This is a genomic window from Pseudomonas sp. GW821-FHT04D07 (assembly GCF_059420225.1).
This window is the reverse complement of record NZ_JBWKTH010000001.1, coordinates 26,347-45,158: the sequence shown is the minus strand read 5'-3', so window position 1 is coordinate 45,158 and position 18,812 is coordinate 26,347. Positions and strand designations below refer to the sequence as shown.

18 protein-coding genes are annotated in these 18,812 nt (G+C 61.4%); 8 read left to right on the top strand and 10 right to left on the bottom strand.

Annotation, left to right across the window (positions count from 1 at the left end):
* The first annotated feature begins 6 nt into the window (after positions 1-6).
* From AC07T0_RS00195 to rlmF, 3 genes are all read left to right on the top strand, one after another.
* The gene (locus AC07T0_RS00195; protein ID WP_494999305.1) at positions 7-423 is read left to right on the top strand and encodes a DNA polymerase III subunit chi; all 417 of its coding nucleotides are present in this window, start codon (positions 7-9) and stop codon (positions 421-423) included.
* Positions 424-709: 286 nt separating this feature from the next.
* On the top strand, positions 710-3,556 hold the full coding sequence (locus AC07T0_RS00190; protein WP_494999304.1) for a valine--tRNA ligase: 2,847 nt from the start codon (positions 710-712) through the stop codon (positions 3,554-3,556).
* 293 nt (positions 3,557-3,849) lie between these two features.
* Positions 3,850-4,878 (top strand): 23S rRNA (adenine(1618)-N(6))-methyltransferase RlmF, encoded by a 1,029-nt coding sequence (rlmF, locus tag AC07T0_RS00185; protein ID WP_494999303.1) that lies wholly within the window; start codon positions 3,850-3,852, stop codon positions 4,876-4,878.
* Positions 4,879-4,968: 90 nt separating this feature from the next.
* Here rlmF and AC07T0_RS00180 read toward each other — a convergent pair whose 3' ends face one another.
* Positions 4,969-5,250: an HU family DNA-binding protein gene (locus AC07T0_RS00180; protein ID WP_040064476.1), complete on the bottom strand. Its 282-nt coding sequence runs from the start codon at positions 5,248-5,250 to the stop codon at positions 4,969-4,971.
* Between the two features lie 389 nt (positions 5,251-5,639).
* Here AC07T0_RS00180 and yejK point away from each other — a divergent pair, with 389 nt between their 5' ends.
* A complete protein-coding gene (gene yejK, locus AC07T0_RS00175; protein ID WP_103497043.1) occupies positions 5,640-6,647 on the top strand; it encodes a nucleoid-associated protein YejK in 1,008 nt (335 codons plus the stop codon).
* 3 nt (positions 6,648-6,650) lie between these two features.
* Positions 6,651-7,001 carry a glutaredoxin family protein gene (locus AC07T0_RS00170; RefSeq protein ID WP_494999302.1) on the top strand — a complete coding sequence of 117 codons (351 nt, stop codon included), beginning with the start codon at positions 6,651-6,653 and terminating at the stop codon, positions 6,999-7,001.
* Positions 7,002-7,116: 115 nt separating this feature from the next.
* Here AC07T0_RS00170 and AC07T0_RS00165 read toward each other — a convergent pair whose 3' ends face one another.
* From AC07T0_RS00165 to AC07T0_RS00145, 5 genes are all read right to left on the bottom strand, one after another.
* A complete protein-coding gene (locus AC07T0_RS00165; protein ID WP_494999301.1) occupies positions 7,117-8,058 on the bottom strand; it encodes a glutathione S-transferase family protein in 942 nt (313 codons plus the stop codon).
* 156 nt (positions 8,059-8,214) lie between these two features.
* Positions 8,215-8,565, bottom strand: a complete 351-nt coding sequence (locus AC07T0_RS00160; RefSeq protein WP_494999300.1) for a GIY-YIG nuclease family protein — start codon at positions 8,563-8,565, stop codon at positions 8,215-8,217.
* A gap of 46 nt (positions 8,566-8,611) precedes the next feature.
* Positions 8,612-9,082, bottom strand: a complete 471-nt coding sequence (locus AC07T0_RS00155; protein WP_494999299.1) for a nuclear transport factor 2 family protein — start codon at positions 9,080-9,082, stop codon at positions 8,612-8,614.
* Between the two features lie 102 nt (positions 9,083-9,184).
* A complete protein-coding gene (locus AC07T0_RS00150) occupies positions 9,185-10,492 on the bottom strand; it encodes a CynX/NimT family MFS transporter (protein WP_494999298.1) in 1,308 nt (435 codons plus the stop codon).
* Positions 10,482-11,141 (bottom strand): FadR/GntR family transcriptional regulator, encoded by a 660-nt coding sequence (locus AC07T0_RS00145; RefSeq protein WP_494999297.1) that lies wholly within the window; start codon positions 11,139-11,141, stop codon positions 10,482-10,484. Before AC07T0_RS00145 ends, AC07T0_RS00150 begins: the two co-directional genes overlap by 11 nt.
* Before the next feature lie 217 nt (positions 11,142-11,358).
* On the opposite strand from AC07T0_RS00145, the gene AC07T0_RS00140 reads away from it, so the two are divergent.
* A complete protein-coding gene (locus AC07T0_RS00140) occupies positions 11,359-11,832 on the top strand; it encodes a type II toxin-antitoxin system MqsA family antitoxin (protein WP_494999296.1) in 474 nt (157 codons plus the stop codon).
* Between the two features lie 65 nt (positions 11,833-11,897).
* On the opposite strand, the gene AC07T0_RS00135 is transcribed toward AC07T0_RS00140, so the two are convergent.
* The 4 genes from AC07T0_RS00135 to AC07T0_RS00120 form a co-directional block, all read right to left on the bottom strand.
* Positions 11,898-12,662: an amino acid ABC transporter ATP-binding protein gene (locus tag AC07T0_RS00135; protein WP_494999295.1), complete on the bottom strand. Its 765-nt coding sequence runs from the start codon at positions 12,660-12,662 to the stop codon at positions 11,898-11,900.
* Positions 12,663-12,672: 10 nt separating this feature from the next.
* On the bottom strand, positions 12,673-13,770 hold the full coding sequence (locus tag AC07T0_RS00130) for an amino acid ABC transporter permease (RefSeq protein ID WP_494999294.1): 1,098 nt from the start codon (positions 13,768-13,770) through the stop codon (positions 12,673-12,675).
* Positions 13,771-13,780: 10 nt separating this feature from the next.
* Positions 13,781-14,962, bottom strand: coding sequence for an amino acid ABC transporter permease (locus AC07T0_RS00125; RefSeq protein WP_494999293.1), 1,182 nt, complete (start codon positions 14,960-14,962; stop codon positions 13,781-13,783).
* Between the two features lie 66 nt (positions 14,963-15,028).
* Positions 15,029-16,060: an amino acid ABC transporter substrate-binding protein gene (locus AC07T0_RS00120; RefSeq protein WP_218223666.1), complete on the bottom strand. Its 1,032-nt coding sequence runs from the start codon at positions 16,058-16,060 to the stop codon at positions 15,029-15,031.
* A gap of 480 nt (positions 16,061-16,540) precedes the next feature.
* On the opposite strand from AC07T0_RS00120, the gene AC07T0_RS00115 reads away from it, so the two are divergent.
* Together AC07T0_RS00115 and rhlB are read left to right on the top strand one after the other, a co-directional pair.
* The gene (locus AC07T0_RS00115; protein WP_494999292.1) at positions 16,541-17,197 is read left to right on the top strand and encodes an alpha/beta hydrolase; all 657 of its coding nucleotides are present in this window, start codon (positions 16,541-16,543) and stop codon (positions 17,195-17,197) included.
* A gap of 76 nt (positions 17,198-17,273) precedes the next feature.
* Positions 17,274-18,752 carry an ATP-dependent RNA helicase RhlB gene (rhlB, locus tag AC07T0_RS00110; protein ID WP_494999291.1) on the top strand — a complete coding sequence of 493 codons (1,479 nt, stop codon included), beginning with the start codon at positions 17,274-17,276 and terminating at the stop codon, positions 18,750-18,752.
* The last annotated feature ends 60 nt before the right edge of the window (positions 18,753-18,812 follow it).

The following is an 18,812-nucleotide window of genomic DNA, read 5'->3' as shown; positions in this document are numbered from 1 at the left end:
ACCCCGATGGACACTCCAAAACACCCCCAAAAAGCCGCGCCCCTGCTGGACGAGCTCGAATCGATCCGCAAGCTGCTGGGCGACGACACCCTGCAACCGCCACTGCTGACCGAGACAGTCGCCAGCGAAGGGCAGATCCCCCTGTTGTTCGACATGGTGGGTAATAAAGCCAAGGTCGAGGTGCAGCCCGAGGCGGTTGCCACGCCGGTGGTCGAGCCCAAACCGGCACCGCCAGTCGTCGCGGCGGAACCTGCCAGACAGAAGAATCAGGACGCCCTGCTGCACCTGGACAGCGAACTGCGCGCCGCCGCGCAATTGATCATGCAGGACGTGATCGACGACTTCGCCCCGCATATCGAAACCGAGATCAAGCGCCGCCTGGATGCCCGTATGGAACGCCTGCTCAGCCAATATCCTTCCTGACGCGCCGCCCCAAGACCGCTATTGCCACATAGCCCGGGCCCGACACGCCCCCTGTAGGAGCCCGGCTTGCCGGCGATGAGGCCCATAAGCCCTGCATCGACCTTGCGAACGCCATCGCCGGCAAGCCGGCGCCTACACCGGAGCGCATTTCAACGCAAAATACCGTCAGGCCCCACGCCGGCGGGCATTTTTGTGCCGCCAGCGCTCACCTCGCTCTACGCCCCGCGCCATATCCTCGTTATACTTGTCGGCTTTCCTGAATTAATGCCTAAGGGTCCCGCCGCGCATGGATAAGACCTACCAGCCGCACGCCATTGAAACTTCCTGGTACCAGACCTGGGAGTCCGAGAATTATTTCGCCCCGCAAGGTAGCGGCGACGCCTACACCATCATGATCCCGCCGCCGAACGTCACCGGCAGCCTGCATATGGGCCACGGTTTCAATAACGCGATCATGGACGCCCTGATCCGTTTCCGCCGCATGCAGGGTCGCAACACCCTGTGGCAGCCGGGCACCGACCACGCCGGGATCGCCACGCAGATGCTGGTGGAACGCCAACTCGAAGCCCAGGGCCAGAATCGCCACGACCTGGGCCGCGAGAAGTTCCTGGAAAAGGTCTGGGAATGGAAGGATCAATCCGGTGGCAATATCAGCCGGCAGATCCGCCGTTTGGGTTCGTCCGTGGACTGGAGCCGCGAGCGCTTCACCATGGACGACGGTCTCTCGGAAGCGGTCAAGGAAGCCTTCGTGCGCCTGCACGAAGATGGCCTGATCTATCGCGGCAAGCGCCTGGTCAACTGGGACACCAAGCTGCACACGGCGATTTCCGACCTCGAAGTGGAAAACCACGACGAGAAAGGTTTCCTCTGGAACCTGCGTTATCCACTGGCTGACGGTGCCAAGACCGCCGACGGTCTGGGCTACCTGATCGTCGCCACCACCCGTCCGGAAACCATGCTCGGCGACTCGGCCGTGGCGGTAAACCCGGAAGACGAACGCTACAAGGCGCTGATCGGCAAGTTTGTCGAGCTGCCGCTGGTCGGCCGCCGCATTCCGATCATCGCCGACGACTATTGCGATCCTGAATTCGGCACCGGCTGCGTGAAAATCACCCCGGCCCACGATTTCAACGACTACGAAGTCGGCAAGCGCCACAACCTGCCGCTGCTGAACATCTTCGACAAGAACGCCGCCATCCTGCCGGCCTGCCAGGTGTTCAACCTCGACGGCACGCTGAACGACAGCATCGACGGCAAGATCCCGGCGCAATACGTCGGCCTCGACCGTTTCGAAGCGCGCAAACAGATCGTTGCCGCCTTCGAGGCCGCCGACCTGCTGGTCAGCGTTGACGACCACGGCCTGAAAGTGCCGAAGGGCGACCGCTCGGGGACCATCATCGAGCCGTGGCTGACCGACCAGTGGTACGTGTCGACCAAGCCGTTGGCCGAGCCGGCCATTGCCGCCGTGGAAGACGGCCGCATCGCTTTCGTGCCCAAGCAATACGAAAACATGTACTTCTCCTGGATGCGCGATATCCAGGACTGGTGCATCAGCCGCCAGCTGTGGTGGGGCCACCGGATTCCGGCCTGGTACGACGAGTCGGGCAAGGTCTATGTCGGTCGCGACGAAGCCGAAGTGCGGGCCAAGCACCACCTCGGCCCGGAGATTGCGCTGCAACAGGACAACGATGTCCTCGACACCTGGTTCAGTTCGGGCCTGTGGACCTTCTCCACCCTGGGCTGGCCGGAGCAGACCGACTTCCTCAAGACCTTCCACCCCACCGACGTGCTGGTGACCGGTTTCGACATCATTTTCTTCTGGGTCGCCCGGATGATCATGCTGACCATGCACCTGGTGAAGAACGAGGACGGCACCCCGCAGGTACCGTTCAAGACCGTCTACGTCCATGGCCTGGTGCGTGACGGCCAGGGCCAGAAGATGTCCAAGTCCAAGGGCAACGTCCTTGACCCGTTGGATATCATCGACGGTATCGAACTCGAAGCTCTGGTGCAGAAGCGCACCACCGGCCTGATGCAGCCCAAGCTGCAGAAAGCCATCGAGAAGCAGACCCGCGCCGAGTTCGCCGAAGGCATCGCCAGCTATGGCACCGATGCCCTGCGCTTCACCTTCTGCTCGCTGGCCTCCACCGGTCGCGACATCAAGTTCGACATGGGCCGCGTCGAAGGCTATCGCAACTTCTGCAACAAGATCTGGAACGCCGCGCGCTACGTGCTGGACAAGGGCGAAGACTGCGGCCAGAACGGCGAAGCCTTTGAACTGTCCCTGGCCGACCGCTGGATCATCTCGCAGTTGCAGCGCACCGAAGCCGAAGTGACCCGCCAGCTCGAGCAGTTCCGTTTCGACCTGGCCGCCCAGGCCTTGTACGAGTTCATCTGGAACCAGTATTGCGACTGGTACCTGGAACTGTCCAAGCCGGTGCTGTGGGACGACAATGCGCCGGTCGAACGCCAGCGCGGTACCCGTCGCACCCTGGTGCGCGTGCTGGAAGTGGCCCTGCGCCTGGCGCATCCGTTCATGCCGTTCATCACCGAGGAAATCTGGCAGCGCCTGGCGCCGCTGGTCGGTGCCGAAGGCAAAACCATCATGCTGCAACCGTGGCCGGTGGCGAACGAAGCGCGGATCGACCCGGGTGCCGAGGACGATATCGAATGGCTCAAGGGCCTGATGCTTGGCGTGCGTAACATCCGCGCCGAGATGAATATCGGCCCGGGCAAGCCACTGGCGTTGTTCCTGAAGAATGTCAGTGCCCAGGACCAGCGGCGCCTGAGCGAGAACGAGCAGTTGCTGAAAAAGCTGGCCAAGCTCGAATCGATCACCGTGCTGGCGGCTGGCGACGAAGCACCACTGTCCGCTACCGCACTGGTTGGCGAGATGGAAGTGCTGGTGCCGATGGCCGGGCTGATCGACAAGGGCGCCGAACTGGCGCGCCTGGACAAGGAAATCCAGCGTCTGCAAGGCGAAGTGCAGCGGGTCGGCGGCAAGCTGTCGAATGCCGCCTTCGTCGACAAGGCTCCGGCCGAAGTCATCGAGAAGGAACGCGCCAAGCTGGCCGAGGCCGAACAGGCCCTGGGCAAGCTGGCCGAGCAACATGCGCGGATTGCCAGCTTGTAAGCGTGGCGATCGACTGAAAAAGGGAGGCCCTCGGGCCTCCCTTTTTCATGCCCGCCGCATTCTTCCAAACACCACAGAACCTTGTAGGAGCCGGCTTGCCGGCGATGGCGTCCGATCAGACAGCGCAAGGCTTGCGGGCCTCATCGCCGGCAAGCCAGCTCCTACAGGTTTGCGTCGCCCTCAAAGCAGAGGATCGGCATTGGAGCGTGTTCGACCGAATGCCCTGCGCGTCAGCCCCGATGAATATGGGACAATACCCGCCATTCCGAGCCCTACCCGAATCGACTCTGCCCATGACCGCCCCGAGCCACCCCAAAGCCCCACGCAAGAAGCCCAAGCCCGCGACCCCGGCCAAGGCCGTCGAGCCGCGGGAAAAAGCCAGCCTGCACCCGCGTAACCGCCATCAGGGCCGCTACGACTTCCCGCAGTTGATCAAGAGCAGCCCCGAACTGGGCAAGTTCGTGGTCCTCAACCCGTATGGCAAGGAAAGCATCGACTTCGCCGACCCGGCCGCCGTGCGCGTGTTCAACCGCGCCCTGCTCAAGAACTTCTACGGCATTGCCCACTGGGACATCCCGGCGGACTTTCTCTGTCCGCCAGTGCCAGGCCGGGCCGACTACGTGCACTTCCTCGCCGACCTGCTGGCCGAAGGCAATGACGGCGTGATCCCCAAGGGCACGGCCGTGCGCGTGCTGGATATCGGCGTCGGCGCCAACTGCATCTATCCACTGATCGGCCACAGCGACTACCGCTGGCAGTTTCTCGGTTCGGACATCAACCCCACCGCCCTGGCCGCGGCCAAGGCCATCGTCCAGTCCAACGGCCTGAACAAGGCGATCAACCTGCGCCTGCAAGGCAATCCGAAGCACATCCTCACTGGCCTGCTGGAAAGCACCGAGTCTTTCGACCTGACAATGTGCAACCCGCCGTTCCACACCTCCCTGGACGAAGCGCAAAACGGCAGCCGACGCAAATGGCGCGCCCTGGGCAAGGCCGATCCGCAGCGCAAGCTGCCAGTGCTGAACTTCGGCGGACAAGCATCCGAACTATGGTGTGAAGGCGGTGAAGCACGCTTCGTGACCCAACTGATCGCCGAAAGCGCAGCCCTGGGCCGACAGGTGCTGTGGTTCAGCACCCTGGTGTCCAAGGCCTCCAACCTGCCGACCATCGAAAACGCGCTGAAAAAGGCCGGTGCCCGGCACAGCCAGGTGGTGGAAATGTCCCAGGGGCAGAAACAGAGCCGTTTCGTCGCCTGGACCTTCCAGGATCAGGCGCAGCGCCAAACGTGGCGCCAGGAGCGCTGGAACCGGCTTAACGGTTGAGGAGCGGCACCCTGCCAAGCTTCCGGCACGTTTCCACAGGCGAAAAAAAACCGTGCCCGGATAGACTCCGAGGCACGGCTTCAGTGCATCTTACTTGTTTACAGCGTCGGTCAGAACCTTGGCCACAACCAGCTTGATCACTTTCTTGGCAGGGATTTCGATGGCAGCGCCAGTCGACGGGTTACGGCCGGTACGGGCAGGACGCTCGGTCACTTTCAGTTTGCCAACGCCTGGCAGAGTGATTTCGCCGCCGTTTTCCAATTGATCAGCAACGATCTGGGCCAGTTGGTCCAGAGCGGCACGCGCGGTGGTTTTCGGCGCGTCGATAGCTTCGGCGATATCGGCGATCAGTTGGTCTTTGGTAATAGCCATTGAGATGTTCCTTCCCTATCAAATTCATTTGGATTGCAGAGTGCAGTGTCAGCCATCGAGCCAGCCTTGTGCCCCCCCGCTGACAGCCACGACGAATCGCAGATGTAGATAGCAGAATTGGGGTTTGGTTCGACGTGACACCTGCTGAATGCACGCTTTGCGCCGTTACCGAGCGCAAGACCGGGCAAAACTAGCACAGAGACGGGGAAATATCCGCCTCTACCTAGCCATTTGGTCAGCTTTTGCGCTCGTTTTCGAAAAAAAAGCTGTCTGAAACCGCTCATACCGCCAGAACCACCGTGCAAAGGCGGATTCAACCCGTGGGTGCGGTACACTGGGCGCTTTTCCGGGGAGCTCGCCTTCCCCCTGACAAATCAGCCGAGAGACCTATGCCGATCCGTCATTGCATCGTCCACCTGATCGACAAAAAACCCGACGGCAGCCCTGCGGTCCTGCATGCCCGTGACTCCGAACTGGCCGAATCCCAGGCCATCGAGCACATGCTTGCCGACCTCAACGAAAGCTACAACGCCAAGCAGGGCAAAGCCTGGGGCTTTTTCCATGCCGAGTCCGGCGCGCATCCGTTCAGCGGCTGGCTGAAGGAATACCTGGACGGAGGCAAGGACTTCACCGCGTTCAGCCGGATTGCCGTCGAACATCTGCAAAAGCTGATGGAGGAGTCCAACCTCTCGGTCGGTGGCCATGTGCTGTTCGCGCACTACCAGCAAGGCATGACCGACTACCTGGCGATCGCCCTGCTGCACCACAGCGAAGGCGTGGCGGTGAACGCCGAGCTGGACGTGACCCCCTCCCGTCACCTGGACCTGGGGCAATTGCACCTGGCGGCGCGGATCAACGTCTCCGAATGGCAGAACAACAAGCAGTCGAAACAGTACATTTCCTTTATCAAAGGCAAGAACGGGAAAAAGGTTTCGGAATATTTCCGCGACTTTATCGGCTGTCAGGAAGGCGTCGATGGTCCGGGCGAGACCCGCACCCTGCTCAAGGCCTTCAGCGACTTCGTTGAAAGCGAAGACCTGCCCGAGGAGGATGCCCGGGAAAAAACCAAAACTTTGGTGGACTACGCCAGCAGCCAGGCAAAAATGGGCGAACCCATGGGCCTGGAAGAGCTTTCCGGGCTGATCGACGAGGACCGTCCACGGGCGTTCTACGAACATATCCGCAACAAGGACTACGGCCTCTCGCCGGAGATCCCGGCGGATAAACGCACCCTGAACCAGTTCCGCCGTTTCACCGGGCGCGCCGAAGGCCTGTCCATCAGCTTCGAGGCGCACTTGCTGGGTTCGAAGATCGAGTATGACGAAGAAGCCGGGACCCTGATCATCAAGGGCCTGCCGACCCAGTTGACCGATCAGCTCAAGCGCCGCAAGGACTGAGTCATGCTCTCAGGTATGCTGAAGAAGGTCCTGCTGATCCTGTTGGTGGTGGTGGTTTATCAGAACTGGGGCAAGATCGAGCGGGTATTCAATCCCGGGCAGGTCGTCTCAGAACAGACCCGGGCCAAGGCTCGGGTGGTGCTCTACGCCACCGACTGGTGTGGCTACTGCAAGCAGATCCGGCGTTTTCTCGACCAGAAAGGCATTCCCTACCAGGAATTCGATATCGAGAAAGACGCCGCCGCGCGCAAGACCTACCAGGCCCTGGGCGGCGCGGGGATCCCGATGCTCGACGTGAACGGCAGCTTGATCCGCCGCTATGAGCCGGACGCGATCCTCGCCGCACTGAAATAACCACAGCCGAACACGGACCCTGTAGGAACCGGCTTGCCAGCGATGGCGTGCGCAAGATCGATGCACGGCCCAAGGGCCTCATCGCTGGCAAGCCCGCTCAGGGGTTGCGCTGTTTTCAAGCCTTTAGCACTTCAATCCTGAAGCCGAGCCGTGGGAAGTGCACATGCACCAGGCCCGCGCGCTCATCCTCGCGCCGCACGATCAACTCTTCGCGACCGGCAAACACCAGCTCGCCCGCCACCGGATCGACGCCATAGTCGGTCGCCGCGACGATCACCGACTGACCGGCGACAAAACCGTTCGGATCGTTGAACAGCTCATCAGGCAGCGCTGCCGGCGTCGACTCCCGCGCCACCTGCAAGGCCTGCTCGGCGGTCATATCACTCGGTGCGCCATGCCCGAACGCCATGACCCGGGCGAACCAGGCAGCCACCGCCGGATAGGCATCCACCAGCGGCGCGGTCACCGGCGTCGCCTTGAGGAACCACAGCGGATGAGCCATGGCGATATCGGCAATCGACGGCTCGCCGAACAGGAAGTCGCCCTCCTCATGCTGCAGTTGCTGCTCCAGCCGCGCCATGAACACCGGCCACTGGTGCTTGGCCACCTCCAGTGGGACCTTCGCCATCGAGCCGCCACTGAACAGACCGCCGCGGTCGATCATGAAGCCCTTGATCTGCTCCGGGGACAAGCGGGCAAAGCGCACCGCCACCGACTCGGGCTGGAACACCAGGCTGACCGCATGGCTGAACACCACCGAATCGGCCCAGGCGGCAAAAGTTGCCGCGACCATTTCCAGGCTCTGGGGGAACAGCCGCGGCGTGGCCTTTTCCTGCTCCAGGCGGCGGGCGATCAAGGCGGTGTCACAGTAGATATCGGCACCGACCTGCAACACCGGGGTTTTCCGGTAGCCACCGGTCAGCGCGGTCAGGTCGGGCTTGGGCATCACCGGCGGAATGAGCACCGAGCGCCAAGAAAGCCCTTTGAACCCCAACAGCAAGCGGGCCTTTTCGGCAAAGGGAGAGGTCGGGTAGTGATGAAGAATCAACTCAGACATGCTGGAGTCCGCCGGGCCAATAAGAACCTGCAGCTTAGCCTGCAAATCGTGGGCGGCCTACCCAGCCAGCCTGATGCCGTCTCATCAACGCTATCAATTACCTGGGCGCGGAAAGGCACCCTGGCAGGAGTTGAACCTAGTGGTGGAGAGCGCGTATCACAAAGGAGAGGATGGCAGTCCGAGCCTGAAAGGATCGATAGCCTCCAGACTGAACCCCGCCGCCAGGGCTTCCTTGGCACTCTTGCGCAACTTCTTGATCAGGCGTTCCTGGCGCAGGGCATCGCCCTTGTCGCGACAGGCCTCCACATACACCAGCGCGACCGCCGGGCTGGAGTGGAAGAAGCGCGCGCCCTTGCCACTTTGATGCGAGGCAAACCGCCGCTGCGGGTCATCGCTGATTCCGCAATACAGCGAGCCATTGGCGGCGCGCACCAGATAGACAAACCAGGGTTTGCCCGCAGGCGCTGCCGGCTCGGTTTCGGCACTGGGCGTTTCGCTGATGTTCACGTGGCAAAGGGCTTGATCGCTGACGGGGCCGCGATCTTAGCAGAACCTAGCGGCTCGCCTGGAAGGCCTTCAAGCCTTTCAGCGCCTGGGCCCGCACGGCGTTCCTGACCAAGGGTGTCCAGCCCAGCAGCAAGCCCTTGGTCCCCAGCGCCTGCCGCGACCAGCGCCACAGGTCGAAGCTGTCATGGTGCTCGCAAATCTTGCCGTCGCGAAACACAAACCGCGCATTGATATCGTTGACCACGGTATTGCCGGTCTGGCTGAACAGGTAGGTCGCAACCCAATGGGCGCCACCGCTGCGCTCGTCGGCACGGACATTGTCGAAGGTCAGGGAAAAGTCCTTGGCCCGGCTGGCCAGCATGCGCCACATATCGCCGGCATCACGGCCACGCAACTCGCCGAACGCCGGATCACTGAACAGCACATCCTCGGTGTAACAGGCACTCATGGCCTCGGCATCCAGCCGCTGGAACGCTTTATAGAACTCAGTAATCAACGCGCTGTGGGCATCACTCATGAACGGGCTCCGTGCAGGTAAAAGGCTCGCCTGCACGATAGTCTGCAAATGCCTGGCTGACTATCGGCATTCGCGATCCGAATGCCGCGAGTGTGGGGTGATTCAGAGCTTTTCGCTGGTCACCTGTACATAACGCGCCCGACCGGCACCGAGGCCGAAGACGATGGCGCCCAGGCCGATCACGCCGAAGATCCAGCCCAGCGCCTCCCAGCCACCGGTGAGGTCATGCACCAGCCCGACCGCGAACGGCCCCATCGATGCCAGGGTGTAACCGATGCCCTGGGCCATGCCCGACAGGTTCGCCGCCACATGGGCATCGCGCGAGCGCAACACGATAAGAGTCAGCGCCAGGCTGAAAGTCCCGCCCTGCCCCAGGCCAAGCAGGATCGCCCAGCCCCAGAGCCCTTCGAGCGGCGCATACAGGCAACCGAACAGGCCGCCCAGGGTCAGCACCATCACCACGACAATCGCCAGCCGTTGATCCTTGCCTCGTGTTGCCAACCAGGGCGTCGCCAATGAACTGATCAGTTGGATCAGAATCGATCCGGACAGCACGATCCCCGCCTGGGTGGCGCTCAGGCCGCGTCCGACCAGCACCGAGGGCAACCAGCCGAAAACGATATAGGCCAGGGACGATTGCAGGCCCATGTACAGGGTGACCTGCCAGGCCAGAGGATCGCGCAGCAAACCGCGTACACGGTAAGCCACGTGATGGGCAGCGTGTTTCTGCCCCACTTGCGGCAACCAGAAAGTCGCCGCCAGCAGCGCGGGCACGACCCAGAAACCCAGGCCGATCGACCAGTTCCCGGCAAAGTGTTGGCTCAGCGGCACCGTGGCCCCCGCCGCCAGGGCCGCGCCCAGACACAGGGCCATGGTGTAGACGCCGGTCATGGTCCCGGCCTGCTTGGCGAAGTCGCGCTTGACGATGCCGGGCAACAGCACACCGATCACCCCGATGCTCGCGCCAGCCACCACACTGCCGGCAAACAGGCCGAACTCGCCCAGCGAACTGCGCAGGATGATCCCGCCGGCCAGGGTCAGGAGAATCCCCAGCACCACTCGCTCACTGCCGAAACGCCGGGCCAGCAGCGGTGCCAGGGGCGCGGCCAGGCCGAGGCAGAGCACCGGCAAGGTGGTCAACAGACCGGCCTTGGCCGCCGACAAACCCAGGCTGCGGGACACATCGCCGAGCAACGGCGCCATGCTCGACAACGCCGGACGCAGGTTCAGCGCCACCAGCACCAGGCCCAGCAGCAACAGCCAGGGCCGGCGCAACACTGGCGGTTGCTGCTGGACCAGGTCGTCATCGGCCTCGGCGTCGATCAGCAGTCGGTCGAGCTCAACCGGCCGCGAGGCGGCGCCGGGTTCGGCAGGAGAACGGGACACGGGGCTCTCGCGTTCAAGGTTCATTGATCAAGCTCCGGCACAGGGCCTTGGCGCGCTCGGGGTCCTGTTGCTGCACGGCTTCGAGCAGGGCCACATGCAGGTCGAACACCGATTGGCGACGGGGGGTGATATCCAGGGTCTGGCGCAGGGCGCTGGCGATCACGCTGGAAAAGTAGCGATACAGCTCGCTGAGCATCGGGTTGTGCGCGGCGTCGATCAGGCGCTGGTGAAACACCAGGTCACAGCTGATGTAGCTATCAAGATCGCCGTGATAGTGGTCGCCGCTGGTGTGCAGAGCCTCGCGCAGACCCTTGAGATCCTCCTCGGTCCGCCGCAGGGCCGCCAGGCCAACAGCTTCGACCTCGAAGCTGTGCCGAGTCTCACGGGCCTGGTCGAGGGAACAGCGCGACAACGCCTGCAGGGTCATCAGTGGATCGATGGTCGCCCGCAGGTAGCTGCCGTCGCCCTGGCGAATCTCGATCAACCCGGAAAACGCCAACACCCGCAGGGCTTCACGCATGGTGTTGCGACTGATGCCCAGCTCCGCGGCCAGTTCCGGCTCGGTGGGCAGGCGCTCGCCCACGGCCCAGGTGCCACGGGTAATACGTTCGCGCAATTGCTCCAGGGCCTGGTCGACCAGGGAGCGTTTGATAAGGGGAATGCTTTGAGACATGGAAACAACCCTAACATCCAATCATAGGATGAATTACCCAAAAGGCTACTCCAAACCTGACTGCGAGTTCAAGAACCAACATTTCCTACAGGAGATGGAGAAGTCGCCGCTTATCCAAAAATTACCCTTTAAGGGTAGTTTTAAGCTCTACTATATCAAAAGTGAGCTACCGCCCTGCCGGCGGACCTCCGGTGATCTCCTTCAAGGAGAGTGAGTCATGAAACAACAGGACTGCATCAGCTGCGGCATGCACAACACCATGCATTGGTTTGAAGATCGGGACTTCGAGATCGACTTCAAAGCATTGAAAAAATCGGTCCTGGGGTTGTCGGGCTGGCAGTGCCAAGCCTGCTCGGAGATCGAGCTTGATCCTGAAAGTGCCCAGCGTTATTCAGAGGCAAGCGATGAGCTTATCTACCAGTCGAGGCGAGAAGTCGCCAACGAGATGAAGCGAATCCGCCGTAAACTTCACTTCACCCAACGTACGGCGGTGGAGCTGCTGTCGGGCGGTGGACACAATGCATTTTCACGTTATGAAAGAGCGGAAATCGATCCACCAAAGCCCTTGTTCGTACTGATGCATCTCCTGGACCGGCACCCTGAACTGGTCGAAGACATCAAAAGCATCAGCGAAGGCAAGATGCCCTGGCATCCGCCAAGCGCCAGAAAAGGAAAGCACTCGCTCACCTGATCGATAAAAACCCAGGCAAAAAAAAACCCGGACCAGGTCCGGGTTTTTCATTCAACGCCAGCCGATCAATGCAGGATCTGGCTTAGGAACATCTTGGTCCGATCGTTCTGCGGGTTGTCGAAGAAGTCGTTCGGCGCCGCCTGTTCGACGATTTCGCCCTTGTCCATGAAGATCACGCGGTTCGCCACGGTGCGGGCGAAGCCCATTTCGTGGGTAACGCACAACATGGTCATGCCGTCTTCGGCCAGGCCAATCATGGTGTCCAGAACCTCTTTCACCATTTCCGGGTCGAGCGCCGAGGTCGGTTCGTCGAACAACATGATTTTCGGCTTCATGCACAAGGCACGGGCAATCGCCACACGCTGCTGCTGACCACCGGACAACTGCCCCGGGAACTTATGAGCCTGCTCCGGAATACGCACACGCTCCAGGTAGTGCATGGCGATTTCTTCCGCCTGGCGCTTGGGCATCTTGCGCACCCACATCGGCGCCAGGGTGCAGTTCTGCAGGATGGACAGGTGCGGGAACAGGTTGAAGTGCTGGAACACCATGCCGACTTCACGACGGATCGCTTCAATCTGCTTGAGGTCGTTGGTCAGCTCCACGCCATCGACCACGATGCGGCCCTGCTGGTGCTCTTCCAGACGGTTGAGGCAGCGGATGGTGGTTGACTTGCCCGAACCCGACGGGCCGCAGAGGACGATACGCTCGCCCTGCTTGACGTTCAGGTTGATGTCTTTCAACACGTGGAACTGGCCGTACCACTTGTTCACGCCCTGCATCTGAATAATGCCTTCAGGACCCACAGGCTGTTTGATCGCTTGACTCATGACAAAACTCCTAACGCTTGTGGCCTGTGTCCAGCTTGCGTTCCAAATGCATGGAATAGCGGGACATACCAAAACAGAAAATCCAGAACACCAAGGCGGCGAACACGTAGCCTTCGGTGGCCATGCCCAGCCATTTCGGGTCGGCGGCGGCTTGCTTGACGCTGTTGAGCAGGTCGAACAGGCCGATGATGATCACCAGGCTGGTGTCCTTGAACAACGCAATCACGGTGTTGACGATCCCCGGGATCACCAGCTTCAAGGCTTGCGGCAGAATCACCAGGCCCATGGCGCGCCAGTAACCCAGGCCCATGGCGGCAGCCGCCTCGTACTGGCCCTTGGGAATGGCTTGCAGGCCACCGCGAACCACTTCGGCGACATAGGCCGACTGGAACAGGATCACGCCGATCAGCGCCCGCAGCAGCTTGTCGAAGTTCATGCCTTCAGGCAGGAACAACGGCAGCATCACCGAGGACATGAACAGTACGGTGATCAACGGCACGCCACGCCAGAACTCGATGAAGGTCACGCAGACCACCTTCACCGCCGGCATGTTCGAACGCCGTCCCAGCGCCAGCAGGATCCCCAGCGGCAAGGCCCCGGCGATACCGACGGTGGCGATGACCAGGGTCAGCATCAGACCGCCCCATTCGGTGGTGGCGACGCTGTCCAGGCCCAAGTAACCGCCACGCAACAGGGTGAAGGCGATGATCGGGTACAGCACCAGGAAGCTCAGGCCGTAGATCGCCTTGCGCGGAACGCGCGGGATGAACAACGGCGCCACGCCGAGTATCGCCAGCCACACGGTCAGGTCCACGCGCCAACGCAGCACGGGCGGGTAGTAGCCATACATGAACTGGCCGAAACGTTGCTGGATGAACACCCAGCAGGCGCCGCTCTTGGTGCAGTCGGCGCGAGTGGTGCCAACCCAGTTGGCGTCCAGGAAGGCCCAGTGCAGCAGCGGCGGGACGATCAGGTAGATCAGGTAGAAGGCGAACAGGGTCAGCAGCGTATTCAGCCAGCTGGAGAACATGTTGGCGCGCATCCACGCGACCACGCCGATACTGCTGCTCGGCGGTGGCATGTCGGGTTTGAAAATATGCGAACTCATGGGCGTTTCCTCACCGCTCGATCAGCGCAATGCGCTTGTTGTACCAGTTCATCAGCAGGGAAATGCTGATACTGATCGCCAGGTACACGCTCATGGTGATGGCAATGACTTCGATGGCCTGCCCGGTCTGGTTCAGCACCGTACCGGCAAACAACGAAACCATTTCCGGGTAACCGATACCGGCGGCCAGGGACGAGTTCTTCGCCAGGTTCAGGTATTGGCTGGTCAGCGGTGGAATGATCACGCGCAGGGCTTGCGGGATGATCACCTTGCGCAGGGTCGGACCGTTGCGCAGGCCCAGGGAGCGCGCCGCTTCGGTCTGGCCATGGCTGACCGACTTGATGCCCGAGCGCACGATCTCGGCGATAAACGCCGCGGTGTACACCGTCAGGGCCAGGGTCAAGGCCAGCAATTCAGGGATCAATACCCAACCGCCGACGAAGTTGAACCCTTGTAGCTGAGGCATTTCCCAGTGCACGGGCGCGCCGAAGATCAGGGCGCACAACGCCGGGATCACCAGGAACAACGCCAGGCCGACCCAGAACTTGTGGAACGGTACGCCGGTTTCTTCGAAACGCTTGGTCGCCCAGCGGCTCATCAGCACGATCGCCACAATGGCCAGCACGACGCTGATCACGAACGGCCAGAAACCGTCGGAGGCAATCGCCGCCGGCATGTTCAGGCCACGGCTGCTGACGAAGAAGGTGTCGCCGAAGTTATGGCTGTTGCGCGGTCCCGGCATGGTCAGGAACACCGCGAAGTACCAGAACAGGATCTGCAACAACGGCGGGATGTTACGGAACACCTCGATGTAGACGGTGGCCAGCTTGTTGAGCACCCAGTTCGACGACAGTCGCGACACACCGATGATGAATCCGAGCAGGGTTGCCAGGATGACGCCGATGAACGTGACCAGCAGGGTATTGAGCAGACCGATGACGAATACACGCGAATAGGTGTCCGACTCGGTGTAGTCGATCAGGTGCTGGGCGATGCCGAAACCGGCACTGCGTTCAAGAAAGCCGAAACCCGAGGTAATGCCCCGGTGTTGCAGGTTGGTCTGGGTGTTATGAAACAGATACCAGCCCAACGAGACCACCGCGACAATCGTGATGATCTGAAATAGCCACGCACGCACTTTGGGGTCGCTGAGACTGAGTCTCTGCTTGGGTGCGCCGATTTTATTTTGCATGTAGTGCCCCAGGAAAAACGGAACAAGAACATCGCCCGGCAGTTGGCCTGCCGGGCGATAGGTCAATCAGCGCACAGGAGGTGCGTATTGAATGCCGCCCTTGGTCCACAGAGCGTTCAGGCCGCGGTCGATTTCCAGCGGAGTGCTCTTGCCGAGGTTTTTCTCGAAGATCTCGCCGTAGTTACCGACCTGGGAAACGATCTTGACGACCCAATCCTTCGGCAGTTTCAGGTCCTTGCCGTATTCGCCGTCGCCACCCAGCAGACGAGCAACGTCCGGGTTCTTGGTCGACTTGGCTTCTTCCAGGACGTTTTTCGAAGTGATACCGGCTTCTTCGGTGTTGAGCAGCGCGTAGCCAACCCAACGAACGATCTTGGTCCACTCTTCGTCGCCGTTACGCACCACTGGGCCCAGAGGCTCCTTGGAGATGGTTTCTGGCAGAACGACGTAGTCTTTCGGCGAAGCCAGCTTGCTGCGCTGGGCGAACAGCTGGGATTTGTCCGAGGTCAGTACGTCGCAACGACCGGATTCCAGCGACTTGGCGCTTTCGTCGGAGGTGTCGAAGGTGATCGGGGTGTACTTCAGGCCATTGGCGCGGAAGTAGTCGGACACGTTCAGCTCGGTGGTGGTACCGGCCTGGATACAGATGGTCGCGCCATCCAGTTCCTTGGCACTTTTCACGCCCAGTTTGGTGTTGGCCAGGAAGCCGACGCCATCGTAGTAGGTGATGAAGCCAGGGAAGATCAGACCCATGCCGGCGTCACGGGAGCTGGTCATGGTGGTGTTACGCGACAGGATGTCGATTTCGCCCGACTGCAGCGCGGTGAAGCGCTCCTTGGCGTTCAACTGGCTGAACTTGACCTTGGTCGCGTCGCCGAATACGGCAGCGGCCACGGCACGGCAGACGTCAGCGTCGATACCGACGATCTTGCCGGAAGCATCAGGCACCGAGAAGCCCGGCAAGCCGTCACTCACGCCACACTGAACAAAACCCTTCTTCTGTACGGCATCCAGGGTAGCGCCCGCTTGCGCGAAACCGCTGACGCCCAGTACGACGGCTGCAGTCACGACTGCCAGGGTGGATTTCAACATCTTCATTCAAACCTCCAGTTGCTCTTGTTGTGTCGGAGCTAGAGTCTAGCCGCACCCTTATGAGGCGTTGTTAACCCGTGCTGGCTTTTTTTTGGGTCAAGCGGCTAAAGACTTGAGCTATGAGTTTAGTAGGAGAACATCTCCCGTCTGTAAAACTCACCGCCCACCAAATTGGCCGAACGGGCATCAGCCCTTTCCAGATTCGCTAAAGCCCTGCCGGCCCTCGGCGAACGTGAATCAGAACCCGCCGAAACGGATTCATTTGCTATCCCACGGCCAGCGGTAGACTGATAGTGTTACCGCCAGGGGTGAATGCATTCACTCGGTTCTCCCATAGCAAAGCCCGTACCACAGTGGCGGCTAAAGCGATTCAGCCACAGGTCAATAGAAAAACGGTCAACAACGCGACATTTTATTAACGAATCCACTCGTTACGCACCATCACCGCGCACACATCTGGAGCGCACGCACACTAATGGAGCACACATGACTGAACCGCTGATCATTCACCCCGCCAAGACCGCGGACGCCTGTGTTATCTGGCTTCACGGGCTGGGGGCCGACCGTTATGACTTCCTGCCGGTGGCCGAGGCGCTGCAGGAGAGCCTGACGAGCACACGCTTCGTTCTGCCGCAGGCGCCGACCCGCGCCGTGACCATCAATGGCGGCTACGCCATGCCCAGCTGGTACGACATCAAGGCCATGAGCCCGGCGCGTTCGATCAGCTTCGAAGAGCTTGAAGAATCGGCGGCGACCGTCATAGAACTGCTGGAAGCCCAGCGGGCCGCGGGTATCGACCCATCGCGGATCTTTCTCGCGGGCTTTTCCCAGGGCGGCGCCGTGGTGCTGCACACCGCCTACCTGAAGTGGCAAGGTGCCCTCGGCGGCGTCCTGGCGCTCTCGACCTACGCCCCGACCTTCAGCGATGCACTGCAACTTTCCGCCAGCCAACAGCGAATTCCAGCCCTCTGCCTGCATGGCCACTATGACGAGGTGGTCCAGAACGCCATGGGTCGGACCGCGTATGAGCACCTCAAGCGCCTTGATGTCACCGTGACATGGCAAGAATACCCAATGGGCCACGAAGTGTTACCCGAGGAAATCCAGGACATCGGTACCTGGCTGGCCGCTCGTTTGCGCTGATATCGGTAACGCACTACGCCGCGCCCGATTCTTGCATTACACTGGCCGGCGTACATTCCTTAACCAAATTAACGAGATGACCGTGCTCAAAGCACTCAAAAAAATATTCGGTAAAAGCGAGGCTGAGCAGCTCGCACCAGGCTCCGGCGCCCCAGTCCCAAGCTCCAATAGCCGCGATCACGGCCAAGCAGTGGAGCGCGTCGAGCCTGTCGCCAAACCGAAAGCCCCGGCCGCCATCCCAGAACAGCCCGCTACAGCGGTTGAAGTGCCACGCGCCGAACAGCCGAAAGCCACACCAGCGCGCCGTGAACGAGCGCCGAAGCCACCCGTCAAGCCCTGGAAACTCGAGGACTTCGTCGTCGAGCCAGAGGAAGGCAAGACCCGCTTCCACGACTTCAAACTGTCGCCTGAACTGATGCATGCCATCCAGGACCTCGGTTTCCCCTACTGCACGCCGATTCAGGCGCAGGTCCTGGGCTTTACCCTGGCCGGCAAGGACGCCATCGGTCGCGCCCAGACCGGCACCGGCAAGACCGCCGCCTTCCTGATCTCGATCATCACCCAGCTGTTGCAGACCCCGCCACCGAAAGAGCGCTACATGGGCGAACCGCGGGCGCTGATCATCGCGCCGACCCGCGAGCTGGTGGTGCAGATCGCCAAGGACGCCGCCGACCTGACCAAGTACACCGGCCTCAACGTCATGCAATTTGTCGGCGGCATGGACTTCGACAAGCAGCTCAAGCTGCTTGAAGCCCGGCACTGCGACATCCTGGTAGCGACTCCGGGCCGCCTGCTGGACTTCAACCAGCGCGGCGAAGTGCACCTGGACATGGTCGAAGTCATGGTGCTGGACGAAGCCGACCGCATGCTCGACATGGGCTTTATCCCGCAAGTCCGGCAGATCATCCGCCAGACGCCGCCCAAGAACGAACGCCAGACCCTGCTGTTCTCGGCCACCTTCACCGAAGACGTGATGAACCTGGCCAAGCAATGGACCACCGACCCGTCCATCGTCGAGATCGAAGCGCTGAGCCCGGCCAACGCCAACGTCGAACAGCACGTCTACGCCGTGGCCGGCGCCGACAAGTACAAGCTGCTCTACAACCTGGTCACCGACAATGGCTGGGAACGGGTGATGGTCTTCGCCAACCGCAAGGACGAAGTGCGGCGGATCGAGGAGCGCCTGGTGCGCGACGGCGTCAATGCCGCGCAATTATCCGGCGACGTGCCGCAGCACAAGCGCATCAAGACCCTGGAAGGTTTCCGCGAAGGCAAGATCCGCGTGCTGGTGGCCACCGACGTGGCCGGACGCGGGATTCATATCGACGGCATCAGCCACGTGATCAACTTCACCCTGCCGGAAGTGCCGGACGACTACGTCCACCGCATCGGCCGGACTGGCCGGGCGGGCGCTGACGGCGTGTCCATCAGTTTCGCTGGCGAAGACGACTCCTACCAGTTGCCAGCGATCGAGACCCTGCTCGGGCACAAGATCAGCTGCGAAATGCCACCCACCGAGTTGTTACGGCCGGTGGTGCGCCAGCGTCCGGCCTGACCGCCCAAACCAAAAACACGCCGCACGACAAAACGTCGCCCGATACCAGGCGGCGTTTTT